Source organism: Zobellella sp. An-6 (assembly GCF_052487945.1).
On record NZ_CP199259.1, the window covers coordinates 3022123 to 3040942 of the forward strand.

12 protein-coding genes are annotated in these 18820 nt (G+C 64.0%); 2 read left to right on the plus strand and 10 right to left on the minus strand.

Annotation, left to right across the window (positions count from 1 at the left end; translation table 11 throughout):
* Positions 1-6 precede the first annotated feature (6 nt).
* The 6 genes from ACT7DK_RS14145 to ACT7DK_RS14170 form a co-directional block, all read right to left on the minus strand.
* A complete protein-coding gene (locus tag ACT7DK_RS14145) occupies positions 7-1824 on the minus strand; it encodes a protein kinase domain-containing protein (protein WP_445400214.1) in 1818 nt (605 codons plus the stop codon).
* Positions 1825-1827: 3 nt separating this feature from the next.
* Complete coding sequence (locus ACT7DK_RS14150) at positions 1828-3072, minus strand: 2-oxo acid dehydrogenase subunit E2 (RefSeq protein ID WP_445400216.1); 1245 nt, start codon at positions 3070-3072, stop codon at positions 1828-1830.
* Positions 3073-3080: 8 nt separating this feature from the next.
* Positions 3081-4058 carry an alpha-ketoacid dehydrogenase subunit beta gene (locus ACT7DK_RS14155; protein WP_445400218.1) on the minus strand — a complete coding sequence of 326 codons (978 nt, stop codon included), beginning with the start codon at positions 4056-4058 and terminating at the stop codon, positions 3081-3083.
* Positions 4058-5242 carry a thiamine pyrophosphate-dependent dehydrogenase E1 component subunit alpha gene (locus ACT7DK_RS14160; RefSeq protein WP_445400220.1) on the minus strand — a complete coding sequence of 395 codons (1185 nt, stop codon included), beginning with the start codon at positions 5240-5242 and terminating at the stop codon, positions 4058-4060. The genes ACT7DK_RS14155 and ACT7DK_RS14160 overlap by 1 nt, the downstream gene beginning before the upstream one ends.
* A gap of 110 nt (positions 5243-5352) precedes the next feature.
* Positions 5353-7458, minus strand: coding sequence for a methyl-accepting chemotaxis protein (locus tag ACT7DK_RS14165; protein WP_445400222.1), 2106 nt, complete (start codon positions 7456-7458; stop codon positions 5353-5355).
* Positions 7459-7676: 218 nt separating this feature from the next.
* Positions 7677-9275 carry an isocitrate lyase gene (locus ACT7DK_RS14170; protein WP_445400224.1) on the minus strand — a complete coding sequence of 533 codons (1599 nt, stop codon included), beginning with the start codon at positions 9273-9275 and terminating at the stop codon, positions 7677-7679.
* Between the two features lie 826 nt (positions 9276-10101).
* Here ACT7DK_RS14170 and ahpC point away from each other — a divergent pair.
* Both ahpC and ahpF read left to right on the plus strand, forming a co-directional pair.
* A complete protein-coding gene (gene ahpC / locus ACT7DK_RS14175; protein WP_094039227.1) occupies positions 10102-10668 on the plus strand; it encodes an alkyl hydroperoxide reductase subunit C in 567 nt (188 codons plus the stop codon).
* A 93-nt stretch (positions 10669-10761) separates the two neighbouring features.
* Positions 10762-12303 carry an alkyl hydroperoxide reductase subunit F gene (ahpF, locus tag ACT7DK_RS14180; protein ID WP_445400226.1) on the plus strand — a complete coding sequence of 514 codons (1542 nt, stop codon included), beginning with the start codon at positions 10762-10764 and terminating at the stop codon, positions 12301-12303.
* Between the two features lie 2 nt (positions 12304-12305).
* On the opposite strand, the gene tesB is transcribed toward ahpF, so the two are convergent.
* From tesB to thrA, 4 genes are all read right to left on the minus strand, one after another.
* Positions 12306-13172, minus strand: coding sequence for an acyl-CoA thioesterase II (gene tesB / locus ACT7DK_RS14185; RefSeq protein WP_445400228.1), 867 nt, complete (start codon positions 13170-13172; stop codon positions 12306-12308).
* An 896-nt stretch (positions 13173-14068) separates the two neighbouring features.
* Positions 14069-15343: a threonine synthase gene (gene thrC / locus ACT7DK_RS14190; protein ID WP_445400230.1), complete on the minus strand. Its 1275-nt coding sequence runs from the start codon at positions 15341-15343 to the stop codon at positions 14069-14071.
* Complete coding sequence (gene thrB / locus ACT7DK_RS14195) at positions 15340-16296, minus strand: homoserine kinase (protein WP_445400232.1); 957 nt, start codon at positions 16294-16296, stop codon at positions 15340-15342. The genes thrC and thrB overlap by 4 nt, the downstream gene beginning before the upstream one ends.
* A complete protein-coding gene (thrA, locus tag ACT7DK_RS14200) occupies positions 16297-18756 on the minus strand; it encodes a bifunctional aspartate kinase/homoserine dehydrogenase I (protein ID WP_445400234.1) in 2460 nt (819 codons plus the stop codon). It abuts the gene before it with no gap.
* Positions 18757-18820 lie beyond the last annotated feature (64 nt).

Consider the following 18820-nt stretch of genomic DNA (forward strand, 5'->3'; position numbering starts at 1 on the left):
CCACCGCTAAGCCCTGGGATTGGCCGGATAGAACAGCTCGGGCTGCACCGGCTGGTGGGAAAAGAAGCGGGTGTTCTTGTGGGGCAGCTTCATAAAGCCCCCCACCCCCTGGTCGCTGATCAGCGGTATCTTGTCCACGATAAAGGCGAGCAGCGCCCGAAACTCCTCCTCGGCGCGCCGGTCCAGCAGCCGGTAGTAGCTGTGCAGCTTGAGGTAGAGGGGGGTCACCTCGAAGATGATACAGCCGGTATGGTGGATGCGGTTCAGGCGGGCGATGGCGTCCACGATGGCGTAGGGCAGCACCAGCTGTTCGTCCGGATCCCGGCCGTCCTCAAAATAGGAATGCTGGCGGCTGGCGTCGTCGGTGCTGGGAATGTCCGCCAGCCGGTAGGGAATACGGGTGCCGGGCGGCGGCAGGAAGGGGCTGTGCTCGTCGGAGCGGCTCAGGTGGAGGGTGTTGCGGGCGTTGAACAGGCAGGCCTTGAACACCCCTATCCTGTCGATGGCCCGGGCCAGCATCACCACGTTGTTGACCGCCACCGCGAAGGCCTCCTTCAGCGCCTGGTCGTAGAGGTTGAGGCTGGAGTCGATATAGACGCCCTCCTCCTCCCAGTGGATGGCGAGCCCCCCCACCACCGGGTAGCGGCCGATCCGGCTCACCGCCGCCACGAACGCCTTCTCGGTCTCGCCCATGCCCGCCAGGTAGTTCTTGTAGTAGCGCTCCAGTTGGGCATCGTCCACGTAGTGGATGCCCTCCTCCTCGCTGTGCTCGCGCAGGAAGGACTTGCGCGAGGAATACACCACGGTATCCATCTCGTGCTGGTCGGGGCTGACCCACACCGGCAACTGCGGGCTGTCGTCGAACAACGCCAGGGGCGGCAGCACCAGCCGCTTCAGGCGCGGCATGGCGGCCAGGAAGTGATCCCCGGCCCGCCGGCGCAGCTCGGCGTCCTCGGACAGCAGGCCGTCCAGCATCAGCGCGAATTCCCGGGGCAGCCCCAGGCTGGTCGCCGGCAGGGCCCGGCAGCCGAAGCGGCAGGACTGGCCCGAGGCCAGGGCGTAGAGGGTGCCGGCTACCCCCTGCTCGTCGAAACGGGGACTGGACAGCCCGCCCTCCCGCTGTTCGGGGCCGATGAAATAGACGTCCCCCAGGCGGGCGTTGGAATGCTGCAGGTCCGCCGACATCAGCGCCATCACGTTGCTGGCCACGAATTGGCCGTCACTGTCGGTCTGGGCGAACACCGAGGATCCCCAGTCCACCAGGCTGATCCGGCCCGAATCCGGATCGAACACGATGTTGGACGGCTTGATGTCGCCGTGCACCAGGGGCGCGGGCTGACCATCCTTGCGATGGTGGCGCAGGGCCTGCAGTATGTCGGCCAGTTGGGCGGCGATGTCCACCAGCAGCCGGGGCGGCAATCTGCCCTTCTTCAGGCTGAACTGCTCCAGATCCTCTCCCCTGGCCCGGCCCATCATCAGGATGCCCTGCTTCTTCACTACCTGGTAGGTGATGTAGCGGGGCACCAGTGGATGGCGCACCTGGGACAGCATATAGGCCTCATCGGCCAGCCGCTCGCGGATGTGCGGCGGCAGGTTGATGCGGGAAAACTTGAAGGCCACCTCCTCGCCGTCGGCGCCGACCCCGACGAAGGTAAAGCCGTAGGCGCCCTTGCCCGCCAGGCTGATCCGGCGATAACCGAGCTTCTCCAGCTCGCCCATGCACAGGGCTATCCAGTCCTTCAGTTTCCTGGCGTCGTTGGCGTTGAGCAGATAGATGGACTGCTCTTCCGGAATGTAGAAGTTGCGCAGCTGGTGCCGGTACATGGCTCAGGTCAGTTGTGCCAGCATCAGCTCCGGCTGCTCCAGATACTGCCGCCAGCGGTTGTTGAAGCGGGCCAGGGTGGCACCGTCGATCACCCGGTGATCCGCCGACCAGCACACCGTCATCAATTGCTGTGCCTCCACCTCGCCCGCCTCGTTGAAGCGGGGCAGGCGCTGCAGGCGGCCGAGGGCGGCGATGGCCAGCTCCGGCGGATTCACCACCGGGGTGGACACGGTGCCGCCCAGCACCCCGATGTTGGACAGGGTGATGGTGCCCCCCTGCAGCTCGGCGGGGGACAAGCCGCCCTGGCGCGCCGCCTCGCTCAGCCGCTCCAGCTCAGCGGCGATGGCCAGCAGGGACTTCTGCTCGCAATGCCTGATGGTGGGCACCAGCAGGCCGGCCTCGGTGTCCACCGCCACCCCGATATGGTGGTGATCCTGGTAGCGGAGGCTGGCGCCGTCTTCGCCCAGGCGGGCGTTGAGCAGGGGATATTGCTTCAGGCACAGGGACAGCGCCTTGATAAAGAAGGGCAGCAGGGTCAGCCGCGCGCCCTCGGCGGCGAAGGCGGGCTTGAGCTTGTCCTTGAGCGCCAGCAACTGGTCCAGGCGGAACTCGTCGCAAAAGGTGAAGCGGGGGATGCCGAGGGAGGCGGTCATCTGCCGGGCCATGGCGGCGCGCACACCTCTGAGCGGCTCCTCCCGGCCGGCCGGCGCCGCCGGCTCGACCGGAGCAGGCGCGGCGGCCGTCTCCCGCCGAGCCAGGTAGGCCTCGATGTCCTCCTTGTAGACCCGCCCCTTGTCGCCGGATCCGGGCACCTGGCCGAGATCCACCGACAGCTCCCGGGCCAGGCGCCGCACCGCCGGGCTGGCCAGCGCCCGGCCTCCGGCCGGTGCCGTCGGCGAAGCCGCCGGCTGGACGCTGGCAGCCTCACTTTCCGGCTCGGGCGCCGCGGGCTCGGCAGTCTGAGTCGGCGCAGGCGGGGATGCCTGGCTGGCCGCCTTGCCGTCGTTCGCGGCCACCTCCATCTCGAACAGGGGCGCATGCACCCGCGCCATCTCGCCTTTGGCCACGTACAGCCGGGTGATGGTGCCTCCGTGCACTGCCGGTATTTGCACCAAGGCCTTGTCGGTCATCACGTCGCAGATGGCCTGATCCTCGGCGACCTTGTCGCCTTCGCCGACCAGCCACTCCACCAGTTCGCATTCCACTATGCCTTCGCCGATATCCGGCAGGTAGAAATCCTGTTTCATGCCGCCCCCTAGAAGTTCACCGTCCGCACTATCGCCTCGAAGGTCTTGAGGTGATCTGCCATGTATTCCTTCTCCAGCGCCAGGGGATAGGGCGTGTCCAGGCCGCAGACCCGGGCGATGGGGCTCTCGAGGTAGAGGAAGCAGCGCTGCTGGATGGTGGCCGCGATTTCCCCGGCAAAGCCGCCGGTGAGCGGCGCCTCATGGTTGATCACCAGGCGGCCGGTCTTGAGCACAGACTCGGCCACCCGCTCCGCGTCCCAGGGCGCCAGGCTGCGCAGATCGATAAGCTCGCAGGAAATACCCTGCTGCCCGGCCAGCTCCGCCGCCTTCTGCACCACCTCCATTTGGGCGCCCCAGGCCAGCACGGTGACATCGCTCCCCTCCTGCACCACCTCGGCCTGGCCCAGGGGCAGCTCGTAGTAGTCCTCGTCCACCTCGCCCACGGCAGCGCGATAGAGTCGCTTGGGCTCGAAGAACAACACCGGATCCGGGCAACTGATGGCCGCCAGCAGCAACCCCTTGGCCTGGGCCGGATCCCGGGGCACCACCAGGCGCAGGCCGGGGGTGTGGGTGAAGTAGGCCTCCGGCGACTGGCTGTGGTAGTGACCGCCGGCGATGCCGCCGCCGTAGGGGGTGCGCAGCACCAGGCCGCCCACGTCGAACTGGTTGCCGGAGCGGTAGCGGAACTTGGCGGTTTCGTTGACGAGCTGATCGAAGGCCGGATAGATATAGTCGGCGAACTGGATTTCGGCCACCGGCTTCAGTCCCCGGGCCGCCATGCCGTTGGCGAAGCCGACAATACCCTGCTCGGTGAGGGGGGTGTTGAAACAGCGATGCTTGCCGTACTTGTCCTGCAACTTGCTGGTGGCGCGGAAGACGCCGCCGAAGTGGCCCACGTCCTCGCCGAAGCAGACCACGCTCTCGTCCCGGGCCATGGCCAGATCCAGGGCGTTGTTGATGGCCTGCAGCATGTTCATCTGTGCCATTAGTCCAGCCTCCCTGAGGTCACCGGATAAGCCTCCGGATAGCGGCGGATATGATCCTTGAGCGCCTCCAGCTGGGCACTGAGGGCGGGTGTGGGCTCGGCATAGACATCCTCTATCAGGCTGTCCAGGCGGGGTTTGACCACCTGCTCCGCCTCCTTGAGCGCCTCCAACACCTCCTGGCGCAGGGCGTCGGTGGCGATCTGATCCGCCGCCTCATCCAGCCAGCCCTGGTTGAGCAGCCAGCGCCGGTAGCGGGCGATGGGATCCTGCTTGCGCCAGCGTTCCTCCTCTTCCTTGGAGCGGTAGCCACTGGGATCGTCGGAAGAGGAATGCGCCCCCAGACGGTAGGCGATGGCTTCCACCAGCACCGGCTCCTGCTGCTCCAGGGCCAGCTTGCGCGCCAGCCGGGTGGCTTCATACACCGCCAGGACATCGGCCCCGTCCACCCGTATCGCCTGAATGCCGTAGCCCACCGCCCGGCAGGCGATGCCGTCGCCGATAAATTGTTCGCTGGCCGGGGTGGAGATGGCATAGCCGTTGTTGCGGCAGAAGAAGATCACCGGCGCCTGCAGCACGGCGGCCATGTTGAGGCCGGCATGGAAATCCCCCTCGGAGGCGGCACCCTCGCCGAAATAGCAGAGGGTGGTGTTGCTTTCCCCCTTCAGCCGCTGGGCATAGGCGTAGCCGCTGGCCTGGGGGATCTGGGTCCCCAGGGGCGAAGAGATGGTCATGAAATGGATATCCCGGCAGCCGTAGTGCACCGGCATCTGCCGGCCCTTGCCCAGATCCCGTTCGTTGGAAAACAGCTGGTTCATGAACTGCTCCAGGGTGAAGCCCCGGTAACGCAGGGCGCCCTGCTCCCGGTACTGGGCCATGATCATGTCGTGCCTGTCGAGCGCGGCGGCGCTGGCCACGGTCGCGGCCTCTTCCCCCAGGCACTGCATGTAGAAGCTGATCCGCCCCTGGCGCTGGGCCGCCAGCATGCGCTCGTCCAGGATGCGGATAAACATCATGCTGTCGTAGATCCTGAGCGCCCTGTCCCTGTCCAGCACCGGCGGTGAAGCCCCGTCAAAGAGGCTGCCGTCGTCCTGCAATATCCTCAGGGTGGGGATGGTCAGGGCATGGGACCCGGTGAACTGGGCCTGGTGCACAGTGGTGATGGTGGCATTGCTGGGATTGGTCATGGCGTCACTCCCATCGCCGCAGGCGAGTCAGGAAAACGGAGCCGCCACCCTAAAATGGCAGCTCAATATGACGCCAATTATAACACCTGGATAACAAGCCCGCGGGTGGCTCAGGTCCTGAGCCGCCCCAGATCCTGCTCCAACCCGGCGGACAGGCCGCTCAGCCGCTGGCCGTGCTCGCCCACCCGGCCGGCCAGCTCCGCCAGCTCGGCGGCGGCCTCACCCAGGGTGGTGAGGTTGCGGTTGATGTCACCGGACACCGCGCTCTGCTCCTCGGCGGAGGTGGCCATCTGGGTGACATGATCGCTGATGGTCGTGATAAGACCGGTCACCTGGGCCAGCTCTGCGTAGGCCTCGCGGGAGTGGGCCGAGGTCTGCTCGGCCCGGGACGCCCCCTGCTCCATGATCCGCACGGTGGCGCCTACCTGGTTGTTGAGCCGGCCGATGAGTTCGGCGATGTCGTCGGTGGACTGGCGGGTCTTGACGGCCAGGGCCCGTACCTCGTCGGCCACCACCGCGAAGCCCCGCCCCTGCTCGCCGGCCCGGGCCGCCTCGATGGCGGCATTCAGCGCCAGCAGGTTGGTCTGCTCGGCGATGGTGCGGATCACCTCGAGGATGCTGTTGATGGCGTCACTGCGCTCCGCCACCTGGTTGACGGCCCCGGCCGCTTCCTGTACTTCCGCGGCCAGCTGGCCGATGTCGCCCACCGTGCCCGCCAGCCGGTCCTGGGTCGCCTTCAGCGCCTGGTTGGCCTGGCCCGCTTCTATCGCCGCCTGTTCGGAGAAGCGGGCCACCTCCGCCGCGGCCACGCTCATCTCGTTCATGGCGGTGACCACCGACTCCAGCTCCCGATTCTGCCGTCCCACTTCCTGCTGCATCCGCTCGGCCAGACGGGCACCATTTTCCGACTCGCTGCCGACCTGGGCCCCGGTATGCTTGAGCCGGCCGACCAGTTGGCGCAGCTTGTCGATAAAGCCGTTGAAGCCGCCGGACAGGGCGATCAGCTCCTGGTGGGTATCGATCTCGACCGAACGGGTCAGATCCCCTTCCGCGCTGCTCAGGCCGAGGATGCGCTCGTTCATGAGCCTGAGTGGCCGGGTGATGCTGCGCACCAGCAGCATCATGGCGCCGATGCCGGCCAGGATGACGAGGCCGCCGGCCAGCCACTGCTGCCGGGTCAGGCTGGCCACTCCCGCGGCCAGCCCGGCCTGCAGGGCCGACACCTCGGCCAGGGCCACCGAGCGGGGCACGCTGATCAACAGCGACCAGCTCGCCTCCGCCGCCGGTATCGGCAGCCGGTACCGGCCGTAGAGGTGCTCGGCCGTGACCAGGCTGCCCTCCCCCCTGGCCAGGGCCAGCCATTGGCCGCTTTCCTCGGCTCCCGCCGCCTCCGCCAGGGGCCGCCCCAGCTTGTCGGAATAGCGGCTGGACGCCACGATCAGCCCCTGGTAGAGGGAGGCGGCCAGCTGCTCCAGTTGCCGCTGAAAGGCGGGCAGGTTGATGTCCGAGCCCGCCACGCCGCGGAAGCGCCCTTCGGCGACGATGGGCGCCGTCAGGCTGGTCATCAGCTCGCTGTAGCCGGGCTGGATCTCGTACAGGTAGGGCTCCATCAGGCAGGGTTTGCCGGTCTCCATGGGACAGAGGTACCACTCGGCGTTGCGCACCCCGAACTCGTTGCGGCTCTGATCGTGCTTCTCCTCGGCATCGCCGATGACCTGCTGCTCCAGGCGTCCATCCTGGTGGCGCACCACATAGACCTCCAGGCTGCCGGCCCCGCTCACCGAATGGTCGTAGCCACTGAGGAAAAGGGCGTCCTCGCCGTCGTAGGCATCGGCTTCGAACTGGCTGTAGCTGGAACCCAACTGCCGGTTGGCCATCAGCAACTGCCGGTTGAGGGCCACCACCTGCTCCCGGCTGAGCCGCTCGGTGGCGGGCAAGACGACATTCTCGGCCAGTATGGTGGCCAGGGTGAGGGGCGAACGGAAACTCTCGCTGATAAAGCCGGCCAGCTGCACCCCGGCTTCGGCGGCCTGGCTCTGCAGCCGATCGCTGACTTCCCGGATCAGCACCCGGGAGCTGTCCTCACCGACCTGCCCGGCCGTGCGCTGCAGGAAGAGGCTGACCACTCCATTGAGCACCAGTATGCTGAGCAACAGCATCAGGCCGGTGGCCAGGAACAGCTTGGCCGACAGCGGCGTTTTCTTTATCTGCATCATTCTGTTTCAGATCCTTCTGCGTTGGATTGCCATGGAGCCGGATGACAACAGCCTTGGTCCCCTTATTCCGGGAAGCAATACTTTCCCTGTATCGGCCATGGGTGCATTTACTTAACACCTGTATAGGAATATGGCAAATAAAAAAGGCAGCCCGGAGGCTGCCAAAACGAGATGGACCTAGTTGGTATTTTTCTTTCTCAGTTGACCCTGTTTTGCAATCAGATGTTCTCGAACTGGCCCATGGTGTTGTCCTTGCCGCCGGCCTTCAGCGCCGCCTCGCCGGCGAAAAACTCCTTGTGGTCATCGCCGATGTTGGAGCCGGCCATGTCCTGGTGCTTGACGGTGGCGATGCCCTGGCGGATCTCCTTGCGCTGTACGCCCGCCACATAGGCCAGCATGCCCTCGTCGCCGAAGTAGCCCTTGGCCAGGTTGTCGGTGGACAGGGCCGCGGTGTGGTAGGTCGGCAGCGTGATCAGGTGGTGGAAGATGCCGGCTTCCCGCGCCGCGTCGCGCTGGAAGTTGGCCGTCCACTGGTCGGCCAGGCGGCCCAGCTCGGTGTCGTCGTAGTCGGCGCTCATCAGTTTGGCGCGGTCGTAGGCGGACACATCCTTGCCTTCGGCGGCCCAGGCGTCGAACACCTGCTGGCGGAAGTTCAGGGTCCAGTTGAAGGACGGGCTGTTGTTGTACACCAGCTTGGCATTGGGCACCACTTCACGGATACGGTCCACCATGCCCTTGATCTGGCCGATATGGGGCTTTTCGGTCTCGATCCACAGCAGGTCGGCGCCGTGCTGCAGGCTGGTGATGCAGTCCAGCACCACCCGATCCTCGCCGGAGCCCGGCTTGAAGCAGAACAGGCCGGAGGCCAGGCGCTTGACCTTGAGCAGCTTGCCCTGGGACTTGATCACCACGTCGCCGTTATTGATGTCATCGGCCGAGTCGATGTAGTCGCCGTCGAGGAAGCTGTTGTACAGATCCCCCAGATCACCCGGCTCGTGGGTCACCGCGATCTGCTTGGTCAGGCCGGCACCCAGGGAGTCGGTGCGTGCCACTATCACGCCGTCGTCCACTCCCAGCTCCAGGAAGGCCAGACGCACCGCGTTGATCTTGGCCAGGAAGTCGGCGTGGGGCACCGTCACCTTGCCATCCTGGTGGCCGCACTGCTTCTCGTCGGACACCTGGTTCTCGATCTGGATGCAGCAGGCCCCCGCTTCGATCATCTTCTTGGCCAGCAGGTAGGTCGCCTCGGCGTTGCCGAAACCGGCGTCGATGTCGGCGACAATCGGCACCACATGGGTTTCGTGGTTGTCGATTTGGCTCAGAAGCTCTTTGGCCTTGGCCTCGTCACCGGCTTGCTGGGCCTCTTCCAGGGCGCGAAACAGGTGGTTCAGCTCCCAGGCGTCGGCCTGGCGCAGGAAGGTGTAGAGCTCCTCGATCAGGGCCGGCACCGAGGTTTTCTCGTGCATGGATTGATCCGGCAGCGGGCCGAACTCGGAGCGCAGGGCCGCCACCATCCAGCCGGACAGGTAGAGGTAGCGCCGCTTGGTGCTGCCGAAATGCTTCTTGATGGAGATCAGTTTCTGCTGGCCGATGAAACCGTGCCAGCACCCCAGGGACTGGGTGTACTGGGACGAGTCCTGGTCGTAGTTGGCCATGTCTTCGCGCATGATCCTGGCGGTGTACTTGGCGATGTCCAGGCCGGTCTTGAACCGGTTCTGGGCACGCATGCGGGCGGCGTACTCGGGTTTGATGGCGCTCCAGCTCGGATTCTGCTTGATCAATGACGCCAGGGTATCAAGGTCGTGTGCGTATGGCATGGTCTCAAGTCCTCTCTTGTATGATGTGCGCTCTGTTCAGCGGCATTAAACTTCCCTGTCAAACCGGCAATACCTCCGGGTCCTTCCCGCTTGCCGGCATTGGCAGTGATGCTCTCGTTATATTTGGCTTCGCAACAAGGCCGGTGCTTGTTATCCGGACACCGTATCGGTGTCTCCGTTATTGGTGCCCCTTTTCCTTTTTGCTCTGCATCGCTGTACGGTTATTAAGGTGCGCAATAGACCGGAAAAGATCAAGATCCAATTTCACAAAAATACAACACAGGTCACACTACAAATTCGCTTTACGACCAAAGTCAAACATCATAAAAATCACTTAGTTACTGGATTAACCCATTAGCCACCACTGGACCAAGACAAATATAAGTGTAATTAAATTACGTCAATTTAATTCATATGCAATATATTATCCCGACTAAACTCCAAGGTTTGACAAATACCCTGCCGCTCTCCCTCAAGGCTTGAAATACAAGCATTTAAACATATGTTTAAAAAAGTTTTCCGGGATTTTCCCGGCTTTTTGCGCTCGCAAAAAGCCGGCGGTGACAGGCAACCAACACCGGCTCGCCGATATCTGTGGTTGTTTTGTCATTTTTGGTCCTCCTCCCGGACCGGGCCTGCTCCGTCGCTTGGGCCCCCACAGGAGTCCGACAGCACGGCTGCCGGCCACGACGGCGGCGATGAAAAGGGGCGATAGAAATTACCTATTAGAACAATAGAAAATAATCACTTTATTGGATTCAGGACAGGGCCTAGTATGGAAACCGTTCGAGAGACACACCCACTAACGACACATTTAGGAGCTAACATGGCTGTTGCAATCAACACCGAAATCAAACCCTTTACCGCCCAGGCTTACTACAACGGCGACTTCGTTCAAGTGACCGAGGCCGATCTGAAAGGCAAGTGGTCCATCGTGTTCTTCTACCCGGCCGACTTCACCTTCGTCTGCCCCACCGAACTGGGCGACCTGGCCGACCACTATGCCGAACTGCAGAAGATGGGCGTCGAGGTGTACTCCGTGTCCACCGACACCCACTTCACCCACAAGGCCTGGCACGACAGTTCCGAGACCATCGGCAAGATCAAGTACTACATGGTGGGCGACCAGACCGGCACCATCACCAACAACTTCGGCGTGATGCGTGAAGGCCAGGGCCTGGCCGACCGCGCCACCTTTATCATCGACCCCCAGGGCGTGATCCAGGCCATCGAAGTGACCGCCGAAGGCATCGGCCGCGACGCCTCCGACCTGCTGCGCAAGGTGAAGGCCGCCCAGTACGTGGCCGCCCACCCGGGTGAGGTCTGCCCCGCCAAATGGCAGGAAGGCGAAGCCACCCTGGCACCGTCCCTCGACCTGGTCGGCAAGATCTAAGACCCGGACAGCTACCCCGGCCCGCCGCGATGATGCCTCATCCGGTCGGCGGGCCGGGTTTTTTATACCCAAAATTCGGCACAGGACACGACCATGTTAGATGCGAATCTCAAAAAACAACTGGACACCTACCTGCAGAACATCGTCTCTCCGATAGAGATCAGCGTGTCCGGTGATGACAGCCCCAAATCCAAAGAATTGCTGGAACTGGCCGCCGAGATCAGCGGGCTTTCCGGCAACATCAGCCTCAAGGAAGCCGCCGCCGGCCGCACTCCCAGCATGAGCGTCGCCCCTGCCGGGCAGGCGCCGCGGGTAAGCTTTGCCGGCATTCCGATGGGCCACGAATTCACCTCGCTGGTACTGGCCCTGCTGCAGGCCGGCGGACATCCGTCCAAGGCCTCCCCCGAGTTGCTGGAGCAGATCCGCAACCTCGAGGGCCGGTTCCATTTTGAAACCTACATCTCCCTGTCCTGCCAGAACTGTCCGGACGTGGTGCAGGCGCTGAACCTGATGGCGACCCTGAACCCCAACATCAGCCACGTGATGATCGACGGCGCCCTGTTCCAGGACGAGGTGAACCGGCGCCAGGTGATGGCGGTGCCCGCCGTCTACCTGAACGGAGAACACTTCGGCCAGGGTCGCATGAGCCTGGAAGAGATCGTCGGCAAACTCGACACCGGCGCCGCCGAGCGCAAGGCCGCCGCCCTCGACGAAAAAACCCCCTACGACGTGCTGATCGTCGGCGGAGGCCCGGCCGGTGCCGCCGCCGCCATCTACGCCGCCCGCAAGGGCATTCGCACCGGCCTGGTGGCCGAGCGCTTCGGCGGCCAGGTGATGGACACCGTCGGCATCGAAAACTTCATTTCCGTGCCCTACACCGAAGGCCCGAAGCTGGCCGCCAGCCTGGAGCAGCACGTCAGGGAATACGGGGTGGACATCATCACCGACCAGCGTGCCGCCGGCATCCGCCGCGGCGAGTTGATAGAAGTGCCGCTGGCCAGCGGCGCCACCCTCAGGGGCAAGGCGGTGATCCTGGCCACCGGGGCGCGCTGGCGCGAGTTGAACGTGCCCGGCGAGGCCGAATACCGTACCAGGGGCGTGGCCTACTGCCCGCACTGCGACGGCCCCTTCTTCAAGGGCAAGAGGGTGGCGGTGGTCGGCGGCGGCAACTCGGGCATTGAAGCGGCCATCGACCTGGCCGGCATCGTCGAACACGTGACCGTGCTGGAGTTCGCCGACAGCCTGCGCGCCGACGAGGTGCTGCAACGCAAGGCCCGCGCCATGGGCAATATCGACATCATCATGAATGCCCAGACCACCGAAGTGCTGGGCGACGGCAGCAAGGTCACCGGCATGCAGTACACCGACCGGGTCAGCGGCGACAGCCGGCGCCTGGAGGTGGCGGGCATCTTCGTGCAGATCGGCCTGGTGCCCAACACCGAGTTCCTGCAGGGCTCGGAAGTGGAGCTGACCCGCTTCGGCGAAGTGGTGATCGACGCCAGGGGCGCCACCTCCATGGCCGGGGTGTTCGCCGCCGGCGACGCCACCACCGTGCCCTACAAGCAGATCATCATCTCCATGGGCGCCGGCGCCACCGCCGCCCTAAGCGCCTTCGACCATTTGATCAGGGCCTGAGCTCAGCCCAGGTGGCGAGGGCGGATAATCCCTTCCTGCACCGCCGTCGCCACCAAAACGCCCTCACGGGTATAGAAATGCCCCTGCACCAGCCCCCGGCCAGCAATGGCCCGGGGGCTTTCTATCGCATAGAGGATCCAGTCATCGAAGCGGAAATCCTGATGGAACCACATGGAATGATCGATGGTCGCTACCTGCAGCTGCGGCTCCCAGAAGGAGTGGCCGTGGGGCATCAGGGCGGTGGGCAGGAAATTGAAATCCGAGGCGTAGGCCAGCAGATATTTGTGGATACGGGGATCGTCCGGCAACCGGCCGTTGGCCTTGAGCCAGATATGGCGCACCGGCGCCATCTTCTCCGGCTTCATGGGATTGACATAGTTGACCTGGCGGATCTCTATCGGCTTTTCCGACAGCAGCTTGTCCTTGACCTGCTCCGGCAGAAAGGCGGACAGGGCGGCGATACGCTCGCTCTCCGGCGTCAGCCCCTCCGGCCCCGCCACCTGTGGCATCGGAGCCTGGTGCTCGAAACCCGCCACCGGTTGCTGAAAGGAGGCGGTCATGTAGAAGATGGGCTTGCCGTATTGCAAGGCCTGCACCCGGCGGGTGGAGGTGGTCTTGCCATCGCGGATCTTCTCCACGTCGTAGATAATGGGCTTGTTGACATCCCCCGGACGCAGGAAGTAGGAATGAAAGGAATGCACCGGCCGCTCCGGCTCCAGGGTATACTTGGCCGCCGCCAGCGCCTGGCCCATCACCTGGCCCCCGAACACGGAACGAAAGCCCAGATCCCGGCTCTGGCCGCGGTAGAGGCCGTCGTCCAGCGGCTCCAGCGCCAGCAGCGTCAATAACTCATCCAATGCCTGACTCATGGCTTGTTACCCGATTAATTCAACTGGTCGTACAAGTTAACACAGGCCGACAAGCCGGGGGTAGCCCCACGATTCGGACGAAGGCGCAATAGAAAAGGGGCAGCCGGTGGCTGCCCCTTTTGGTGTCGTCGGTTTGTTCCCTGAACCTGATTGCTCCCTGCAATCCCTGACCTGGCCCGTCCCGAGCCTTCCCCTTCCCGTTCCGTCGGGGCGTTCCCGCATCATCCTGACTGGCCGCGTCCTGCCGCCAACCGCTCCGTCCTGGAGGTATCCCTGACCCTTCCTCGGTCATCCCCTTGGCCATCCCGGCCTGGTCCCTTGCCTCCTGGCTGCCGGACTCCGCTCCGGCACCGCTTCCTTAATCCTTGCTCCGGCTCCTGCCGGATATCCCTGTAAGGCGTTCCTGCCGTTTGTCTTCCTGACAAGCCAGCCTGCCTTGCTGTTGCTATTAACTATACGGATTTGGCCGGCCGGCTCAATTTACCCGGGGCGGGATCCCGGCTGAGCATAAAACAAACAACCCATAAAAATTATTTAATAACAGATAGATAAATAAAGTCTTTACCAAATTCCACGGCAACAAACCGCCTTATCCCTAGTCTTATTGAGAGATCTCTTACAAGCACTTGCAGCGATGACGGATAGCAGCCGGTCGGCTGAAGTCGCCCCTACAGGCCCCACCGTGGGATCTGCTTCAACAGGGCCGTTGTAGGGGCCGTTTCAACGGACCAATCCACCAACGGCGTCAGGGGTTGGTCGACTGAAGTCGACCCTACATGACCCGGCGCCGGGTTTGGCTGAATAAAAAAGGGCGAAGGCAACGATCAATGCCTTCGCCCTTTTTCCATGTTGCCGCTGCGCGGCAAGGCAGGCGGGCCGCCTGCGCTGCGGATGGGTTACTTCATCATCTTGGCTTTAAGCACCGCGAAGTCGGCCGGGATCACCTCGGACAGGGACGCCATGGCGCCGTGTTTGGCCAGGGGGCCGGGCAGCGGGATGTCCTGGCCCAGGATCTCGTCCACGCTCTCCTTGAACTTGGCCGGATGGGCGGTGCACAGGAAGATGCCCACCTCATCCTTGCCCCGCTCCTTGTTGAGCAGCTCCCAGGCGATGGCGCCATGGGGCTCGCACAGGTAACCCTGGGCGAACAGCCGCTTGAGGGCATCCCTGGTCTGCTCGTCGTCGAGGGCGCCGGAGGCGATGTCGGACAGTTTCCAACCCTTGACCCGGCACAGCTCTTCTACCCGCGGCCAGTTGTTGGGGCGGCTCACGTCCATGGCGTTGGACAGGGTGGCGACGGTGGCGTGGGGATCCCAACTGCCGCTTTCCAGGTAGCGCGGCACGGTGTCGTTGGCGTTGGTGGCGGCCACGAAGCGCTTCACCGGCAGGCCCAGCGCCTTGGCGATCAGGCCCGCGGTGAGGTTGCCGAAGTTGCCGGAAGGCACGGCAATCACCGCCTTGTGACGCTGCTCGGCGGGCAGCTCGGCCACCGCCTCGAAGTAGTAGCACACCTGGGCCACCAGCCGGCTGATGTTGATGGAGTTGGCGGAGTTGAGGCCGACCGCCGCCTTCAGCTCTTCGTCGTCGAAGGCCTGCTTGACCAGCGCCTGGCAGGCGTCGAAGTCACCCTGCACCGCGAAGGTACGGATGTTGCCGCCCAGGGTGGTGAACAGCTTCTCCTGCAGCGGGCTGATCTTGCCTTCGGGGTAGAGGATCACCACTTCGATGTTGGGCAGGCCGTAGAAGGCGTGGGCCACGGCGGCGCCGGTGTCACCGGAGGTGGCGGTGAGGATGGTGATCTTGCCGTCGTCGCTCAGGGTGGCCAGGCACTGGGCCATGAAGCGGCCACCGAAGTCCTTGAACGCCAGGGTCGGGCCGTGGAACAGTTCCAGGGCATAGGTGTGGTCGTCCACCTTCACCAGCGGCGCCGGGAAGGTAAAGGCCCGCTCCACCATGGCGGCGAGGGTGCTTTCCGGGATCTCGTCACCGATCAGGTGCTGCAGAATGGCCACGGAGCGCGGCACCAGCGGCAGCTCCAGCAGGGCGTCCACATTGGGCAGCGGGCTCAGGTTTTCCGGGAAAAACAGCCCCTGCCCCCGGCCCAGCCCCTGCCGGACGGCACCGGCAAAGTTGATGGTCTCACTATTGTCCTTGATGTTGTACAACTTCATAGCTCTGTTCCTGTTACCCGAGCGCCTTGGGCATCGAGTTTGCAAATATGGCAAAAGCCATCCTGATTCTGAATAAAATGGTCGGCCAGCCAAGTTTTAAGTTTTTCCGCCTGGTGCAGATCCTTCATCACGCAGAACACGGTGGGGCCGCTGCCGGAAATACCGGTGGCCAGGGCCCCCATGGTAGCGGCGTGCTCGCGTACCTCGCTGAAGCCGGGGATCAGCTGGGCGCGGTAGGGCTCGGCGATCACGTCCTTCAGCATGGCAGCGGCCACCTTTTCCTGGCCGGTGTGGCTGGCATGCACAAAGCCCGCCAGCCGGCGGCCGTAGGCCAGGCAGTCCTGGCGGCGGTACTGGGCAGGCAGTATGGCCCGCGCCGCCGAGGTGGACACCGCTATGCCGGGGTAGCACACCACCCAGTACCAGTCGTCGAACACCGGCAGCGACTGGCTGACCACACCGGCTTCGTCCAGCACCAGCTGCATGCCGCCGAGGTGACAGGGTGCCACATTGTCGTAGTGAACTGAACCGGAAATCTGCCCTTCCAGCTCGCCCATCAGCAGGGTCAGTTCGTGCTCGCTCATGGCCTCGTCATGGAAGGCGTTGAGCGCCACGAAGGCGGCGACGATGCTGGTGGCGCTGGAGCCCAGCCCCGAGCCCACCGGCAGGTTCTTCTCCAGGGTCATCACCAGCGGCTTGAGCTTAAGGCCTTTCTTCGCCAGTGCCTTGCCGTAGGCCACGTAGCAGTCGTAGACGATGTTCTGGGTGAAATCGTCCGGCAACTTATGGGCAAAGGGACCGGTATTAACCAGGTTGAAGTCACCCCCGGTCTCGCCCACCAACACCCGGTCACCCAACAGGGTACCGTCCAGGGGGGCCAGCGCGGCCCCCAACACATCAAAACCCACGCTCACATTGGCGGTAGAGGCAGGGGCGTACGCAACAACACTCATTCAGATCTCCTGCTTCCAGTTATGGGTGCGCAACAGGTCGGCGAACACGCCGGCGGCGGTGACATCGGCACCGGCACCGTAACCGCGCAGCACCAGCGGGATCGGCTGGTAGTACTGGGTATAGAACGCCAGGGCGTTTTCGCCGTCCTTGACCTTGAACAGGGGATCATCGCCGTCTACCGCCTTGATGGCAACCTTGCAGTGGCCGTTTTCGATGGCCCCCACGTAACGCAGCACCTTGCCCTCGGCGGCGGCTTCCGCCACCCGGGCCTCGAACCAGGTGTCGGCCTCCGGCAGCCGGGCCATAAAGCCGTCGATATCGCCGCTGGCGTCGAATTCCGGCGGCAGCGCCATTTCCACCTCGATATCGCTCAGATCCAGCTCCATGCCGGCTTCCCGCGCCAGGATCAGCAGTTTGCGCGCCACGTCCATGCCGTTCAGATCATCGCGGGGATCCGGCTCGGTAAAACCGTTCTCCCGGGCGATGCGGGTGGCGTCGGCAAAGCTCATGCCCTCGTCCAGCTTGCCGAAGATATAGGACAGGGAGCCGGACAGAATGCCGCCGAACGCCTTCAGCTGGTCGCCGGCGCGGATCAGGTTCTGCAGGTTTTCGATCACCGGCAGGCCGGCGCCCACATTGGTTTCGTACAGGAACTTGCGGCGGGTGGCCCGGGCGGTACGACGCAGCTCGCGGTAGTAGTCCAGGCTGGCGGTATTGGCCTTCTTGTTGGGGGTCACCACGTGGAAGCCGGCGGCGAGGAAGTCGGCGTATTGGTCGGCAATCTGCTCGTTGGAGGTGCAGTCCACCAGCACCGGATTGATCAGGTGGCTGTCTTCCACCAGCCGCGTCACCCGCTCCAGGCTGAAGGCCTCGTGGGCCTGCTCCAGCCGGTCGCGCCATTCGTTCAGGTTGATGCCGTTGCGATCCAGCGCCATCTTGCGGGAGTTGGCGACGCCCACCACCCGGATGCCGATGTCCTGGGCTTCCAGCACCGGCTGCTGGCGGCGGATCTGCTCGAGCAGGGCCGCACCCACGCCGCCGCAGCCCACCAGGAACACGTCGATGAACTGGCGGCTGGAGAAGAAATTCTGGTGACAGGCCTTGATCGCCTCGGTGGTCTTCTCCTTGCGGATCACCGCGGAGATGGAGCGCTCGCTGGAGCCCTGGGCGATGGCCACGATATTGATGGAGGCCTCGGCCAGGGAGTTGAAGAAGCGGGCCGACACGCCCTTGGCGGTGCGCATGCGATCCCCCACCAGGGAGATGATGGCCAGATCGTCGATCAGATCCAGTGGCTCGAGCAGGTTGTTCTTGAACTCCAGGGCGAACTCGTCGGCAATGGCCTTCTGGGCCTTGTGCTTGTCGTAACTGTGGATGCAGAAGCTCACGCTGTATTCGGACGAGCTCTGGGTGATCAGCACTATGCTGACCCCGGCGCGGGACACGCAGGAGAACAGCCGGCCAGCCATGCCCACCATGCCCTTCATGCCCGGGCCGGAGAGGTTGATCATGGTCATGCCGGCCAGATCGGAGATGCCCTTGACCTGCAGGTCGTCGTCGCTGCACTCGGGGCCGATGAGGGAGCCTTCACCCTGGGGGTTACCGGTATTCTTGATCAGGCAGGGAATATGGAACTGGGCGATGGGGGCTATGGTCTTGGGATGCAGCACCTTGGCACCGAAGTAGGACAGCTCCATCGCCTCCTTGTAGGAAAGCTGCTTGAGCAGCTTGGCATCGGGCACCAGGCGCGGATCACAGTTGTAGACGCCGTCCACGTCGGTCCAGATCTCGCAGCACTCGGCATCCACGCAGGCGGCCAGCACGGCGGCGGAGTAGTCGGAGCCGTTGCGGCCCAGGATCACGGTTTCACCCTTGTCGTTTCCGGCGGTAAAGCCCGGCATCAGGTAGACGCAGTCGGAACGCAACCCCTGATCGCGGAAACGCTGGCGGGACACCTCGATGTTGACGTGGGCTTCGAGGAAGCTGCCCTCGCCCAGCAACATGGCCTGGGGAGCAATCACTTCCACCTGCTCGCCGCGGGCCTTGAGCAGCTCGGCCATCACCGCGATGGACAACGCCTCGCCCCGGCTCAGGATACGGGCCTGGATGTTGTCCGGGCACTGCATGAGCAGGCTGACGCCCTGCAGCAGGCGGGTGAGCTGACCCAGCTCCCGATCCACCTGGGCCTTGAGCGCGTCCGCCTCCAGGTTGCCGTGGGCGGCCTTGAGGCCATCGATGATGGCATGGAAAATCTGCTCGATCTCCTTCAGTACCGGGGTCGGATCCAGCCCACGGCTGGCCTGCTCCACCACCGCCACCAGATGGTTGGTGACTTTGGCCGGCGCCGACAGCACCAGGGCCACCTGGGACTGCCGCTGATTGTTGACCACGATGTCGGCCACGGTCTGGAACCGATCGGCGTTGGCCAAAGAGGTGCCGCCAAATTTCAAGACACGCATTGATTACTCCCTGTGTAAAACGAAAAAGCCCGCATCTGGTTGGGATACGGGCTTGAGGATTCAG